Source organism: Microcoleus sp. CZ3-B2 (assembly GCF_036705055.1).
GTDB lineage: Bacteria > Cyanobacteriota > Cyanobacteriia > Cyanobacteriales > Microcoleaceae > Microcoleus.
In genome coordinates this window covers 92,948-106,448 of the sequence record NZ_JAUBTN010000011.1, presented here as the reverse complement: position 1 = coordinate 106,448, position 13,501 = coordinate 92,948, and the positions used below count along the sequence as shown (strand labels likewise).

Here is a 13,501-nt window from a genome sequence, read left to right as displayed (position 1 = left end):
ATATGCCAGCAATTTTTTAGTAAAATGAACAGTACGCTCGATCGCAATCCCGTCATCCTGATCCACGGAATCTGGGACACAAAGGCTATTTTCAGCAAAATGTCCGCCCGCCTCACCCAACTCGGATGGTGCGTCCACAGCCTCAACCTCACCCCCAACGACGGTAGCCTCAGCCTCGACTCGCTAGCCAAACAACTAGCAGACTACATCTCTCAAAACTTCGAGCCACAACAGACTTTAGACATAGTAGGCTACAGCATGGGAGGCATCGTCAGCCGCTACTACGTGCAGCGACTCGGAGGAATTAACCGAGTACAGCGTTTCATCACCATATCTGCCCCTCACAGCGGCACCCTCACCGCCTATTGCCTATCTTTACCAGGATACCTGGATATGCGGCTCAATAGCGACTTGCTGCGCGATTTAAATCAAGATGTGATGGATCTCAGACGCATAAATTTTACATCAATTTGGACACCGTTTGACATCATGATTGTACCGTCGAAGAGCTCCAAAATGCCCGTAGGTAAAGAAGTTAAACTCAATGTAATGCTGCACCGACAAATGGTGACAGACGACCAAAGTATTAACGCATTAATTGAAGAACTAAAAGCACCCATTAAAAATAAAATTTCCCATTAAAAATGAATAGCAATTTCAGCCGCAACCCAGTCTTGCTAATTCACGGAATCTTCAGAAAATCGGGAATTTTTCACAAAATGTCTGCCTACCTCAGAGATTTAGGTTGGTCAGTCTACAGCCTAGATCTTTCGCCCCACTGGGGCAATGCCAGCATCGACGAATTAGCCCAACAAATGGCAGATTATATAGACAAAAACTTCGAGCCACAACAGCCTTTAGATATAGTAGGATTGAGCATGGGCGGCTTAGTAACTCGCTATTACTTGCAAAGGTTAGGCGGAATTAACCGAGTCCAGCGCTTTATTGCGATATCTTCCCCTCACAACGGTACTTGGACTGCCTACACTCTCTGGGGAAAAGGCTGCGTTCAAATGCGTCCTGGCAGTGCTTTTCTGGAAGATTTAAATCGAGATGCTGAATTGTTGGCAAAGCTAAATTTTACTTCGATTTGGACTGATTGGGATTTTATCATCGTCCCAGCTTCTAGTTCCCAAATATCCGCCGCCAAAGAAGTAAAAGTTTCAGTGTTCGCCCATGCTATGATGGTGAGACATTCGAGCAGTTTACAAGCGGTCGCCGCAGCACTTTCAGAACCTTTACAAAATCCTAATTAACTTCTGTTCTCAACGCAAAATGCGGATGTCACTTACGAGGCTGAACTTGTAGGGTGCATCAGCAGAAATACGCTCAATTACAGAAAAAATAACACTATGCTGACGCACCCTAGGAGGTGGCTAAACTGCATCGCCGACTTCAGCATATTCGCCCAGGCCAAAAATTGCTTCTGCTTCGCAGTAATACTTGAACTCTAGTATATTGTGGAAAGGGTCTTCTAAGAAGAAGGTGCGGTGCTCTGTAGGCAAACCGACAAATCGCCTTCTGGCTTCTTGATAGAAATTTAAGTTGTTTTGCTGTGCTTTTTCTAGCAATCCTTCCCAGTCAGCTTCTGAAGTGAAAATTAACCCAAAATGCCGGGGATAGATGCCTCGCTGAGGTGTCAAGGGTTCGCGGCTGACGTGGGCGACAATTTGATGGCCGCACAAACCCAAAATCGCAGAATTGGGGGATTCGCGACCTAATTTGCAGCCGAGCCCGTCTACGTAGAAGGCTTTTGTTTGGGCAAGATCCGTTACGGGGAAGGCAAGATGAAATAAGATTTGGCTCATGGAGGTTTAAAGGTTACTGTGCAGAATTCAGAATTGTTCTTTAATTATTTATCTTGGTCTAATCCTTGGTTGGTGGCGATCGCCCTTAATACATTTTTACTCGCGATCGCCACAATTGCTCCCAAAAAATTGCTCACACCCGCCGGACAATTTCACGGCTGGCTGCTAGGTGTGATTATCTGGGCGAGTTTGGGATGGCGGGGCTATGCGGTGGTGATGTTTTACTTTCTTGTGGGATCGGGAGTTACCCGCATCGGTAAAGCCCAGAAAGAAGCAGAAGGGATTGCTGAAAAGCGATCGGGCGCACGAGGCCCGGAAAATGTCTGGGGCTCGGCTTTAACAGCTACTTTTTGTGCTGTGGGAGTTTTGGCATTATCTATTTTCGGAGATACGGGCAATATACCTGTGCCACAAGAGGTGATTTCCCTGTTGTTGCTGGGTTATGCCGCGAGTTTTTGTACCAAACTTTCCGATACCTGCGCTAGCGAAATCGGCAAAGCTTACGGTAAACATACGTTTTTGATTACTACGTTGCAGCCTGTACCTAGGGGTACGGAAGGGGCGGTAAGTCTGGAAGGAACGATCGCGGGCATTGTCGGATCGATCCTGATTGCGCTTTTGAGTTGGGCTGTGGGTTTAATTGACTTGACAGGAGTTGTTTTTTGTATTATTGCAGCTTTTATTGCTACCAACATCGAGAGCGTGATTGGCGCGACGGTGCAATCAAAGTTTGAATGGCTGACGAATGAGGTAGTGAATTTTTTTAATACGCTGATCGGAGCGATTTGTGCGATCGTCTTGGCCTATGTCTGGAAAGCTTTTTTAGTTTAGTAATTTTTGAATGTCGCAAACTCAAGAAACCGGGTTTTTTACGAGCATTCAAGGCATTAACGCAGTATTTGCGGAAAACAACCCGTTTTCTGCCTGCACTATTAGTTATTAATCATTAATCATTAGTTTCGAGCGATCGACTAATAACTAATGACTAATGACTGAATTGTTAGCTGTTGACTGTTGATTGTTGACTGTTGACTGTTGACTGTTGACTGTTGACTACCAACTACCAACTAAGAGGGCGGGCACGGGGGCACCGCCCCTACAAATTGCCAACTGCTAACTGCTTTCCTGATATTAAGCGTCGTCGTCTTGCGGCCCAAAAACCATTTGTACAACCATCGTTGGTTCGCCTCGCTTGTGATAGCGATCGGCCCAATTGCGAATAATTTCATCTAATTCTTCAACAGCTCGATCCAGCCGTTCCGGTGGGATATCCAAAGTCTCCATAACTCGCATCACCTTCGGTTGCTTTTCCGCCCAATCTTTCATCAGCCGGAAATATCTAGCCGTATCCTCCACCATCGTAAACGTGCGCTCTTCCTGCTCTGCAGGAGAGTAGGTAGCGCGGGTGAGAGCATAAAACGGCATTCCCCAAGGAGAATCTATGCGAGTAACTGTTCCCGAATAGATCAAGCGGCGCTTGATGTGTTCTGCTAGAGCTTCGCTCAAAGGCATTCGCCTTTCTGGGTGCATATCTTCTTGCGATCGCCTGTGCAGAAACTCGATCAACTCCATAAACTGAAAAGAATTGATCAGTTGAGCATCAGGCGGATTAGCCGGAACCTTTCCTTCGAGATATTTTTTTTCATCAGCATTCAAGCTGTTTCCCGGAATGCGAGGGCGACCAGGGAACCAAGGATACTGTTCCAGCCAGACATAGGGAAACTGAATCAAATATTTAGGTTCTTGGGAACCCAACATTTTCAGCAATTTTCCCTTAGTCAGAGCTTCCTGGACTTCTTCAATAATCACCTTTACCCGTTTAGGCTCAATGTGATGCAAGTGTCCGGTCATCCGCAGGTTCTGGCGCTGCTCCATATAAGTCATATAAATGGCACACTTAGCCGCCGTTGCGGCCGCGTCTAGAAACGCCCCGTGCCTGTGCCCGCTGGTTCTCATGGCGCTAAACGCCAGATATAGCATGATCTGATCCATTGCACTAGGGCTGAGGCTTTTGACCAGATCTAAAGAGTCATTTTTCATCACAATCCCCGAAATAGCCAAACTAGGAGGCATCTTGCGATCCTCCACTAAATTATTGCGAGATCGCCGAATCTAGCATAGCCGACTGTCGCCGGAAAGCTTGGCAGCTATCCTAATATTCAGGCCTATTAATTTCCCTGAGTTCTCTGGGGCATTGGCTTAAATGCGACCGACACCGAATAAGTGGTTCTTATTGGCGAATTTAAGTAGATTGCTCCACCCTCTGCACTCAGGGTTTACCTATATTTAAGTTAGTTATCGCACGTTAATTATAGTACAGCCGTTGAAAAATTAAACCGCACCTGCTGGCGGAGAACGTAAATAAGTATTGCGAGCGCAGGAATTTGAAGTGGCTCCGACAACGGGCGAGGGTCTGATGGGGCAGAGGAAAGCGTTTTCAAAACAAAACCGCCAAATACTAGAATCTATCTCTAGCTAGATGGCGGTTGCAGATTTATATGCTAACATCGATCGCACACAAAGAATCTCCTAAAAAGTGTCAACAAAAAGTGCAGTTACCGTTTAACCTGAAAAATTAGAATTTCAGAAAATCAGATCGATCGAACCAACGGCCCGAACCAACTCAGTTGTGGCACTCGCTGAGATACCTTAATATTAGAAATCTTGTAGCGCATGAGTCACATTAGGCTCGATAAAGCTTCTGCGTCCGCTGCCTCTCTCTGGGCCGCGCTCGCCCTTTTGTTGAGTTTGCGCTGACAACATATAATATTGGGCGGTAGCAGTTTCGAGCATTGGGGCTGGAGATTCAAAAGCTCGAGCGGCGCTGGCACTCAAGGTAATGCCCAACAGGCTCAGTAAAGCAATTGCAGTGTAGGTTTGCATGGGTAGTATCCGTGTCAGTGTCTATTACCTGATACGGACTTGGCCCGATCGATCAGGATAGATTTCTGCCAATTTCGGAACTTTGCAAAAAACCTTACTCTTGTAATGCTACAGATGTCAGCCGCAGCCAACCACCGGCTTTATTGGGCCAGCCCCACACTACGATCGGCTGTTCGGTTTCGCAATTGTCTAAAAAGCTGTCAGTTTCCCAATCCAAAGTCACGAGTTGCCAAGTTTGACAGGCTAAGGATGCGGGACTTGTCAGGGTTAGCGTCCAGTCTTGCGGACCTTTGCGGCGGAAAATGCCCGAAAATTCGGTGTGGGTATTTGCTGTCTGACTGCTGGGGTTTGGGCAGAAACTAAGTTCAGATGTCAAGGTTCTGGGTTCAAATACAGAAGTTTCGTTGAGAAACCGGGTTTGTCGCGATTTTGGATCTGAGGAAGGACATTCGCCGCTGGCGGGATATGCTTGAGGTCGATCGAGATAATAGCGCTGGCGATCGAGCCAATCCGATCGCTCCAGTGTCAAATTAAATAAAGGAACAACCGCCGCCCTCGCCTCGGAATCTTGCAGCAAAGCTTCCTGCAAAACCCTCACCGACAAATCGCGCGGCCCACATCCAGCTTCCACGCACAAAGCCGCCGCCATCCCCGCCGCCTGTCCGATATTCATCACCACCGGCTGCAAGCGAGTTGCACCGTTGGCGATGTGAGAGACAGAAATATTTTTTTCGCAAACCAGCAATCCGTCTGCACTCGCAGGAATTAGGGCGCTGTAAGGAATTGTAAACGGAGTGCCACTCCAGCGGCCGCCCCAGCGGATGGATTTTGGCTGCAAAGGAATGTCGCCGCAGGGATAGTGATGATCGTTGGCATAGTTGCCGATCGCAATTGTCTCGCAAATTCCCTGAGAATTTATCGGCAATTTCGCGACTCTTCCACCAACAATGGGCAAAATATCTTGTTCTGTGACTGTACAGAGTCCCCGCAAACGGCGGCTTTCTCGGTAGTAAGGATGCAGCGCGAAAGCAGAGGAAAGCAGGGGAGAATTTGGTGAATTTTCGGGCTGGGAAATCGGGAAAATATTCTGTGCTAAACCGTAGCGGCGGCCGAGTTGAGTTTGAATGAAGCGGGCGAAACTTTGACTGTGCCAGAGACTTTCTTGGTAGAATGCTTGTCGAGATGCTGTTGATTCAATTAGTCGATCGACCCCTTCACCATAATCATTACCGCGAATCGGCCAATTAATCATCAACAATCCCCCCGGTAGCCTGCCGTAGTTGAGAAATTGTTCGGGAGTGTAACCGTCCCAAGCACCGAAAAATCGATCGGGATTGTCAACAGGCGGCGCGGGAATTTCTGGTGCCGCAGCACCTTCACCAAAATCCTGCATGACAACCACCCGAGTCGGAGCTTGCACCGAATACCTTTGTGTGAGATCGTTAGGGGCGATCGGCGCGCTGGGTTCTCCCCACTCGGCTTGAAATTCCCAACCCCAGCGGTGCCCGACTTCCGCTAAAGCCAATAAATCTCCTAATTCCGTTGCATCCAAAGTGACTTTTGCCAAAACAGTAACATCTGCAAACCGAACGCCAGAAATTCTGTTACCTTCGCAAATCACATCGCGAGCTATTTGTCCAGAAATCCAGTGCAAGTTCGGCAAACACTTAACCCAATTAGCAAAAATTTCCGCACCGACGCGGGGATCGTAAGTAAAAAAACTGACCCAGCCCCAATCCAAACCTCCCGGCTGTCGCTGCTGAAGTTCCCGGAGAAATGCACCCCACAAACCAGTTTGAAAAGCTGCTAATTCGTTACCATCCGGCGCACAAACGCCAGCGGAAGTCAGCATTCCTCCCAGCCAAGGGAATTCGCTGACTAAAATAGTTTTGGCACCGTGGCGGGCTGCTTGCACGGCTGCTGCAGTGCCGCCGGTGCCGCCGCCGACGACTAAAACATCTGCTTTTAAGAGAGAAGACATGAAGATTTTAGATTTTAGTTACGCATGGGGCCAGGAACCGGGTTTTTTGCGAAAAGACGGCTCGCAGCCGACAGGCGATCGTAAAAATTGTACAACGGATTTTAAGACCACCTATTTTTCCTCTTCCCTCTGACCTCTTCCTCTGCGTCCTCTGCGTCCTCTGCGGTTAATAAAAATCTGAAAATCAGAGCCCATCTCAAATCAAAAACAATCAGAAAATGGGAACCAAAAGATTAAAATAATAAATCGCACAATTGCCCCACTATTCACTACTAACCAAGCAATTAAAAATGGAAAAAGGTTTTATTTTGTGGTTCACCGGCCTGAGCGGTTCCGGTAAGACAACTATCAGCGAAGCTCTCCAACCAGAATTGAAGCGTCGAGGCTGCAAAGTGGAAATCTTGGATGGAGATGTCGTGCGTACCAACTTGTCAAAAGGTTTGGGATTTAGCCAAGAAGACCGGGATACTAATATTCGGCGGATTGGATTTGTCGCTCACCTGCTGAGCCGCAATGGAGTTGCCGCAATGACCGCAGCTATTAGCCCCTACAGAGCAATTCGCGACGAAATTAGAGCGATGGAGCCAAATTTTGTTGAGGTGTATGTCAAAGCGCCCTTAGAAGTGTGCGAAGGTCGCGATGTCAAGGGGCTGTACGCTAAGGCGAGAGCAGGAGAAATTAAGGGTTTTACCGGAATTGACGATCCCTATGAAGAACCGCTCAATCCTGAGATTATTTGCTACACAGAGCAAGAAAGTGTAGAAGAGAGTGTTAAAAAAGTTCTGAACAAGTTAGAACAGTTAGGTTACATTTGATGTTGGCGGGGTAGGAAGAGGATAGGGGCAAAAAGCGATGGTGGTGAAAAGTTCTTCGCGCGGCGTGCAACTTGATAAAAAACCTGACCCTCGGGCTTTCTTGGCTTTGACGGAAATGGTTCGATTGTTCGCTTCTGTTTCGAGGAAAGGAACCCGGAGAGATGTTTCCAGCAAAAGCTGCAAGCTGGGTTATTTGACAAGTAATGCCGTCAAAAATTTGATTGTCCAAAGTTTAACAGTTTCAGTGCTGGGGGCTGTGGGTTCCTCTCCGGCGGCTGCTCAGTTTTTGCCTCCTCCTCCTCCTCTTCCTCCTGTTTCGGGCGAGCCGATATCCGTACCCGTAGCGCCGGGATTTCCGGGACTTCCGGCAAGTGTGCCTGCAAGTGTACGATCGGAAGTTTACACTTTGGGCGCGGGCGATCGCGTTCAAATGGACATTTTCAACGTCCCGGAGTACAGCGGCCCCAACGGTCAACACCAAGTACAGGCAGACGGTTCCCTGAGTTTGCCCTTAATTGGCAGCCTGGAAGTGGCCGGAATGACCTTAGAACAAGCTTCTAATGCTGTCAAGGAGCTATACGGCAAATATCTTAAACGTCCTTGGATTACGCTGAAACTGCTGGCGGCGCGTCCTTTGCAAATTGCGATCGCCGGTGAAATCAACCGCCCCGGAGCCTATACAATATCCTCAGCAGCAGGCCCCGGAGGCACCTCAGAACAAATTGGCACTCAAATGCCCACGATATCGCGGGCTCTGCGAATGGCGGGAGGAATTACCCAATCAGCAGACGTGCGGCAAATCAAAATCCGTCGCCCCCAGCGCAACGCACCGGAACAAGTTATTAGTGTGGATTTGTGGGAATTATTGCAAAACGGCGATTTGCGCGCCGATTTGACTTTGCGCGACGGCGACACGATATTTATTCCCACTGTAACTAGCCTCAACCGTCAAGAAGCACCGACTTTAGCAGTAGCTAACATTACCGGACAAAGCACTCAACCAATTAATATTGCTGTGGTGGGCGAAGTAACTCGCCCCGGTACTTATACTCTGGCAAAAGAGGTTCAAAGTAGAGTACAAGACAATGAAATAGGTGCAAATTCTGGTTTGTTTGCTGGCGCCAGCGAAACTCCCGCAGGTGGGGAAACTCTCGTACAGCAAACTGTAACTAAGGCGATTAAAATGGCTGGCGGCATTACGCCGGTAGCCGATATCAGACAAATACAAGTTCGCCGCCTGACTCGCGCGGGTACGGAACAAATTATTAATGTGAATTTATGGCAACTTTTGGAAGGGGGAGATGTATCTCAAGATTTAGCGCTGCAACAGGGAGATACGGTAATTGTTCCCAAAGCCGACAATCTTGATGCAGTCGAAGGCGAACAAGTGGCTAATTCTACTTTTTCACCGGATACGATTAAGGTGAGCATTGTGGGAGAAGTCGTGAAACCCGGATCGTTTGCGATGGTGCCCAACACTTCTTTAAATCAAGCGCTGGTAGCAGCCGGAGGTTTTAATAAATCGCGCGCCGAAATGGATTCTGTAGATTTAATTCGCCTGAATCCTAACGGTACTGTTTCCCGGCTAAGTGTTAAGGTAAATTTTTCCGCAACAGCCAATGAGGAAACTAATCCCAAACTGCAAAATAATGATGTAATTATGGTAAGGCGATCGGGCCGTGCTACCTTCTCGGATAATGTAGGCGGGACTCTCGCTCCTTTGAGCCCGCTGTTGGGAATTTTTCGGTTGTTCAATATTTTTCGGTGATTTGAATAGACTAGCGCTAGGGCTTCAAAAACCAGTTTTCTAGAAACATTTTCAGTTGGGTAACTAGATATCTAGTCAGAAACCGGGTTAATGAAACGACTCCAGCCTTACAGACGTTTAAACTAATAAGTTGTAAAATCAAATGAAACCAGGGAAAAAGTCTCAAATAACACAGTTTAATAACAATAGAAAAATTTGGGAACGGCAAAACATATCAACAGCGGTTTATCAAGACAATCAATTTTTAGATAGGGAAAACACAGAGGAAGAAGAGTTAAGTTTTTGGGAGATTTGTCGCAGGCGTTCCCTCTTAGTCATCGGCGTAGCAGTGGCAGTGACAACAGGAGTTTTTGCCTGGACGTTGACTCAAAAAAGCGAATACGAAGGGCGGTTTCAATTATTAGTAGAAGCCCCTATTACGCAAAAAACTTTAGCAAAAATCTATGCCGGCGAACTGAAAGTGCAACCAGCGAGTCCCGGAAGTGCGGAAAATCCTGGTTTTGACTACGAATCGCAAATTCAAGTTTTGCAAAGCCCGCAAGTGATGTTGCCAATTATTAAACAATTGCAGGCTAAATATCCCGAAATAAATTACAGCTACCTTTTGAACCAAAAAGCAGATAATTTACCGTTTTCGGGACAAACCAGGCTGTCAGTCAATCGGTTCAAAAATACCAAAATTATCGAAGTTAGATATCGAGATTACGACCCGAAAAAAATTAATTTTGTTTTGGAAAAAGTGGCCGTTGGTTTCCGCAACTACAGCGTGCAAGATACCAAATCACAAATTAACCAGAGTCTGGATTTTGTGAAATCGCAACTTCCCAACCAAAAAAAGCGCCAACAACTTCTGCAAACCGAAATTCAAAAGTTGCGGCAGCAGTACAATTTCATCGATCCGCAAATTCAGAGCCAACAATTAGCGCAACAAATTAGTCAAATTCAAGCGCAACGATTGGACGCGCAAACACAGTTCAACCAGCAGAGATTGCTCTATGCTAACCTGCAAAATCAGCTCGGATTGAACCAGAAACAAGCGCTGATGGCTTCGGCTTTGAGTCAAGCTCCCCGCTATCAAGCAATGCTGACTCAATTACAGCAATTGGAAGGGCAAATTGCCATTAATTCGGCTACATATACAGACCAAACTCCACAAATTCAATTGTTGCGAGAACAGCGCAATAATTTGATTCCTTTGTTGCAGAAAGAAGCCCAACAAGTTTTGGGAACTGATTTGGCTAAGGTGAATTCGCAGGTGCTGGCTTTTCAAGATCCGGTGCGGATTAAGTTGATCGAGCAGTTTATCGGTACTGCTAATTTGATTCAGGTGCTGGGGGTGCGAAATGTGGTTTTGGAACAAGCTGCTAAGGAGTTGAATCAATATTCTCAAGGATTTCCGGTGATTTTGCGCCGCTATTCGGATTTGCAGCGGGAGGCGGAGTTGACTAATAATACGCTGAATAGTTTGCTGGCGAAACAGCAAGCTTTGCAGCTAGAAGCTGTGGGTCAAAAAGAGGTGGCTTGGGAGGTGATTGCGAAGCCGGAAATTCCGCGCTATAGAAATGGCGAGTTGATGGCTGTTGCTCCGATTATGCCTTTGAATTTGGCTTTGGGGGGATTGGCTGGTTTGGTGTTCGGTATGCTGATGGCGCAGTTGGCGGAACGGTTTAATAATAAAACGGTGTTCGAGACTCCCGAGGATGTCAAACATTCGATTCACCTGCCTTTGTTGGGGATAATTCCTGCTAGCGATAAAATTTTGAGACTGCCGCCTGCTGAGAAGACTTCGGTGGATGTGGAAATTTCGCCGATGCCGACGGATGCTTTTCAAGAGGCTTTTCGATCGCTCAATGCTAATATTCGGTTGCTAAACGTTGATACTCCGATCAATTCTTGTGTAATTTCGTCTTGTCAAGTAGCTGATGGCAAGTCTACTGTGGCAGTAAATCTGGCACGGGCGGCGGCTGCAATGGGCCAGCAAGTGCTGTTGGTGGATGCGGATTTACGGCGGCCGCAGGTGCACGAAATGCTCGGTTTGCCGAACTGGCAAGGCTTGCACAACGTGATTGCTGAGGATTTGGATGTGGAAGATGCGATCGTGCGATCGCCCAGGGATGAAAACCTATTTGTGTTAACATCCGGGCCAGTACCTCCAGACCCCACCAAGGTACTTTCTTCGCGAAAAATGCAGCATTTAATGGCAGCTTTGGCAAGTCATTTTGACTTAGTTATTTACGATACTGCGCCGCTTTTGGGTTTGGCAGATGCAAATTTGTTGGCCGGTCAAACTAACGGATTGATGCTGGTAGTTGGGCTGCATCAAACTGAGCGGGAGGCGCTGTTGTTGGCTTTTGAGGATTTGAAAATGGCAGGAATTCCGCTGTTGGGAATGGTGGCTAATAACGATAAGGGCAGCAGGTATTACTATCAGTCTTACGTGCAGAATTACATTGAGGAGAAGTCTGTTTAGGAGCGTGTAGTTACTCGTTTTTTACTCGTTACCAGGCTCTACCTGGTAGCGGAGATCCGGAGGCTATGCCTCTATTTTCGATTGTCCCAGCCGAGGCTCTTCCTCGCTTATATGGGTTCCCAGGCAGCTCCTGGAAGTTGCCACTTCGATCGCAAATATAAACTTTAAAAACAAAATTTCTTAAGATTTGCGATTAATACCTTGCACTATAATTAAAAACAGAGAGATTTAAACAAATCCCGGCACTGGCAAGTTAGCCAAACCTAAAAGTATGGCCGATCGATCCCAATTTTGTAATATATCAATGCAACTCCCGAGGTAGCTTCACAACTATCAGGGAGTTTTGTGTTTTTTGAAAAGGAGATGAAACAATGACTATTGCTACTATCAATCCAGCAACGGGAGAAACGCTCTCAACTTTTGAGGAGATAACGGATGAGGCAATTGAAGCTAAGCTGGAATTAGCACAGCAAGCTTTTAACAATTACCGCGACTTGCAGTTTGAGCAGCGAGCAATTTGGCTGCAAAAAGCTGCGGATATCTTGGAGCGCGATCGCGAAATTTACGCCGAAATGATGACGCTGGAAATGGGCAAAACGTTCAAATCGGCGATCGGCGAAATAGAAAAATGCGCCTTAGTTTGCCGCTACTACGCCAAAAATGCCGCTCAATTTATGGCAGACGTAGCCGCAACCACAGATGCTAGCAGTAGCTTTGTCCGCTACCAACCGCTGGGCGTTATTTTAGCCGTCATGCCCTGGAATTTCCCATTTTGGCAAGTTTTTCGGTTTGCCGCACCGGCGCTGATGGCAGGCAATGTCGGCTTGCTCAAACACGCTTCCAACGTGCCGCAGTGCGCTTTAAAAATCGAGGAAATTTTCGCGGAAGCTGGCTTTCCCGAAGGAGTTTTTCAAACTTTGTTAGTGGGATCTGAGAAAGTAGCTAAGATAGTTGCGGACGATCGCATCAAAGCAGCAACTCTCACCGGTAGCGAACCCGCCGGGGAAAGTTTGGCAGCAAATGCCGGCAAAAATCTCAAAAAAGTAGTGTTGGAATTGGGAGGAAGCGACCCATTTATTGTAATGTCCAGCGCCGATTTAGAATTAGCTTTATCAACAGCAGTCACATCGCGGATCGTGAATAACGGCCAATCTTGCATCGCCGCCAAACGCTTTATTTTAGCAGAAGAAATCGCCGACGAATTCATTAAAGGATTTATCGAAAAATTCGAGCAATTAAAAGTAGGCGATCCGATGTTACCCGAAACCGATATCGGCCCTTTGGCTACCCCAGCAATCCTCAAAGAATTGGACAGTCAAGTGCAAACCTGCATCCAATCGGGCGCCAAACTTCTCACAGGCGGCCGCCCGCTGTCAGAGAAGGCGGGCAATTTTTACTTACCAACTATCCTGTCAGATATTCCTGCGGATGCTGCGGCGCGTCAAGAAGAGTTTTTCGGCCCGGTAGCCTTGGTATTCCGGGTTGCAGGCATCGATGAGGCGATCGCCCTAGCTAACAGCACATCCTTTGGCTTGGGTGCCGCAGCTTGGACTACAGTAAGAACAGAGAGCGATCGGTTTATTTCCGAACTAGAAGCCGGCGCAGTATTCATTAACGGCTTAGTCAAATCCGACCCCAGACTGCCCTTTGGCGGCATCAAACGCTCCGGTTACGGACGCGAATTGAGCATCCAAGGAATTCACGAATTTGTCAACATCAAAACAGTGTGGGTAAAATAAACAAAATCTGACAAATTTTTCGTCAAAACATCAATTA

11 protein-coding genes are annotated in these 13,501 nt (G+C 47.2%); 7 read left to right on the top strand and 4 right to left on the bottom strand.

The features are described 5' to 3' along the window. Positions 1-24: 24 nt before the first annotated feature. Complete coding sequence (locus tag QUA97_RS07330) at positions 25-642, top strand: esterase/lipase family protein (RefSeq protein WP_194067964.1); 618 nt, start codon at positions 25-27, stop codon at positions 640-642. Positions 643-644: 2 nt separating this feature from the next. Then, positions 645-1,256 (top strand): esterase/lipase family protein, encoded by a 612-nt coding sequence (locus QUA97_RS07325; RefSeq protein WP_333194172.1) that lies wholly within the window; start codon positions 645-647, stop codon positions 1,254-1,256. A 120-nt stretch (positions 1,257-1,376) separates the two neighbouring features. Here QUA97_RS07325 and QUA97_RS07320 read toward each other — a convergent pair whose 3' ends face one another. Continuing rightward, positions 1,377-1,808: a VOC family protein gene (locus QUA97_RS07320; RefSeq protein WP_194067966.1), complete on the bottom strand. Its 432-nt coding sequence runs from the start codon at positions 1,806-1,808 to the stop codon at positions 1,377-1,379. A gap of 18 nt (positions 1,809-1,826) precedes the next feature. Between QUA97_RS07320 and QUA97_RS07315 the strand changes: the two genes are divergently transcribed. Continuing rightward, positions 1,827-2,639, top strand: coding sequence for a TIGR00297 family protein (locus QUA97_RS07315; RefSeq protein ID WP_333194169.1), 813 nt, complete (start codon positions 1,827-1,829; stop codon positions 2,637-2,639). A 300-nt stretch (positions 2,640-2,939) separates the two neighbouring features. Here QUA97_RS07315 and hetR read toward each other — a convergent pair whose 3' ends face one another. The 3 genes from hetR to QUA97_RS07300 all read right to left on the bottom strand — a co-directional run bounded on the left by hetR (position 2,940) and on the right by QUA97_RS07300 (position 6,672). Then, positions 2,940-3,848 carry a heterocyst differentiation master regulator HetR gene (hetR, locus tag QUA97_RS07310; protein WP_194067978.1) on the bottom strand — a complete coding sequence of 303 codons (909 nt, stop codon included), beginning with the start codon at positions 3,846-3,848 and terminating at the stop codon, positions 2,940-2,942. 615 nt (positions 3,849-4,463) lie between these two features. Further along, positions 4,464-4,691, bottom strand: coding sequence for a heterocyst-inhibiting protein PatX (gene patX, locus QUA97_RS07305; protein ID WP_194011834.1), 228 nt, complete (start codon positions 4,689-4,691; stop codon positions 4,464-4,466). A 94-nt stretch (positions 4,692-4,785) separates the two neighbouring features. Next, a complete protein-coding gene (locus QUA97_RS07300) occupies positions 4,786-6,672 on the bottom strand; it encodes an FAD-dependent oxidoreductase (RefSeq protein WP_333194167.1) in 1,887 nt (628 codons plus the stop codon). Between the two features lie 290 nt (positions 6,673-6,962). Here QUA97_RS07300 and cysC point away from each other — a divergent pair, with 290 nt between their 5' ends. From cysC to QUA97_RS07280, 4 genes are all read left to right on the top strand, one after another. Beyond that, on the top strand, positions 6,963-7,487 hold the full coding sequence (gene cysC, locus QUA97_RS07295) for an adenylyl-sulfate kinase (protein WP_333194165.1): 525 nt from the start codon (positions 6,963-6,965) through the stop codon (positions 7,485-7,487). Positions 7,488-7,524: 37 nt separating this feature from the next. Continuing rightward, positions 7,525-9,255 carry an SLBB domain-containing protein gene (locus QUA97_RS07290; protein WP_194067970.1) on the top strand — a complete coding sequence of 577 codons (1,731 nt, stop codon included), beginning with the start codon at positions 7,525-7,527 and terminating at the stop codon, positions 9,253-9,255. A 142-nt stretch (positions 9,256-9,397) separates the two neighbouring features. Continuing rightward, the gene (locus QUA97_RS07285) at positions 9,398-11,725 is read left to right on the top strand and encodes a GumC family protein (RefSeq protein WP_333194162.1); all 2,328 of its coding nucleotides are present in this window, start codon (positions 9,398-9,400) and stop codon (positions 11,723-11,725) included. Between the two features lie 371 nt (positions 11,726-12,096). Continuing rightward, positions 12,097-13,464 (top strand): NAD-dependent succinate-semialdehyde dehydrogenase, encoded by a 1,368-nt coding sequence (locus tag QUA97_RS07280; protein ID WP_333194160.1) that lies wholly within the window; start codon positions 12,097-12,099, stop codon positions 13,462-13,464. Positions 13,465-13,501 lie beyond the last annotated feature (37 nt).

What these genes read in the sequence shown, in the direction of transcription:
- QUA97_RS07330 (WP_194067964.1), top strand. Translation starts at nt 25, where the DNA reads ATGAACAGTACGCTCGATCGCAATCCCGTCATCCTGATCCACGGAATC.
- hetR (WP_194067978.1), bottom strand. Translation starts at nt 3,848, where the DNA reads ATGAAAAATGACTCTTTAGATCTGGTCAAAAGCCTCAGCCCTAGTGCA.
- cysC (WP_333194165.1), top strand. Translation starts at nt 6,963, where the DNA reads ATGGAAAAAGGTTTTATTTTGTGGTTCACCGGCCTGAGCGGTTCCGGT.
- QUA97_RS07285 (WP_333194162.1), top strand. Translation starts at nt 9,398, where the DNA reads ATGAAACCAGGGAAAAAGTCTCAAATAACACAGTTTAATAACAATAGA.
- QUA97_RS07300 (WP_333194167.1), bottom strand. Translation starts at nt 6,672, where the DNA reads ATGTCTTCTCTCTTAAAAGCAGATGTTTTAGTCGTCGGCGGCGGCACC.
- patX (WP_194011834.1), bottom strand. Translation starts at nt 4,691, where the DNA reads ATGCAAACCTACACTGCAATTGCTTTACTGAGCCTGTTGGGCATTACC.
- QUA97_RS07290 (WP_194067970.1), top strand. Translation starts at nt 7,525, where the DNA reads ATGGTGGTGAAAAGTTCTTCGCGCGGCGTGCAACTTGATAAAAAACCT.
- QUA97_RS07325 (WP_333194172.1), top strand. Translation starts at nt 645, where the DNA reads ATGAATAGCAATTTCAGCCGCAACCCAGTCTTGCTAATTCACGGAATC.
- QUA97_RS07280 (WP_333194160.1), top strand. Translation starts at nt 12,097, where the DNA reads ATGACTATTGCTACTATCAATCCAGCAACGGGAGAAACGCTCTCAACT.
- QUA97_RS07320 (WP_194067966.1), bottom strand. Translation starts at nt 1,808, where the DNA reads ATGAGCCAAATCTTATTTCATCTTGCCTTCCCCGTAACGGATCTTGCC.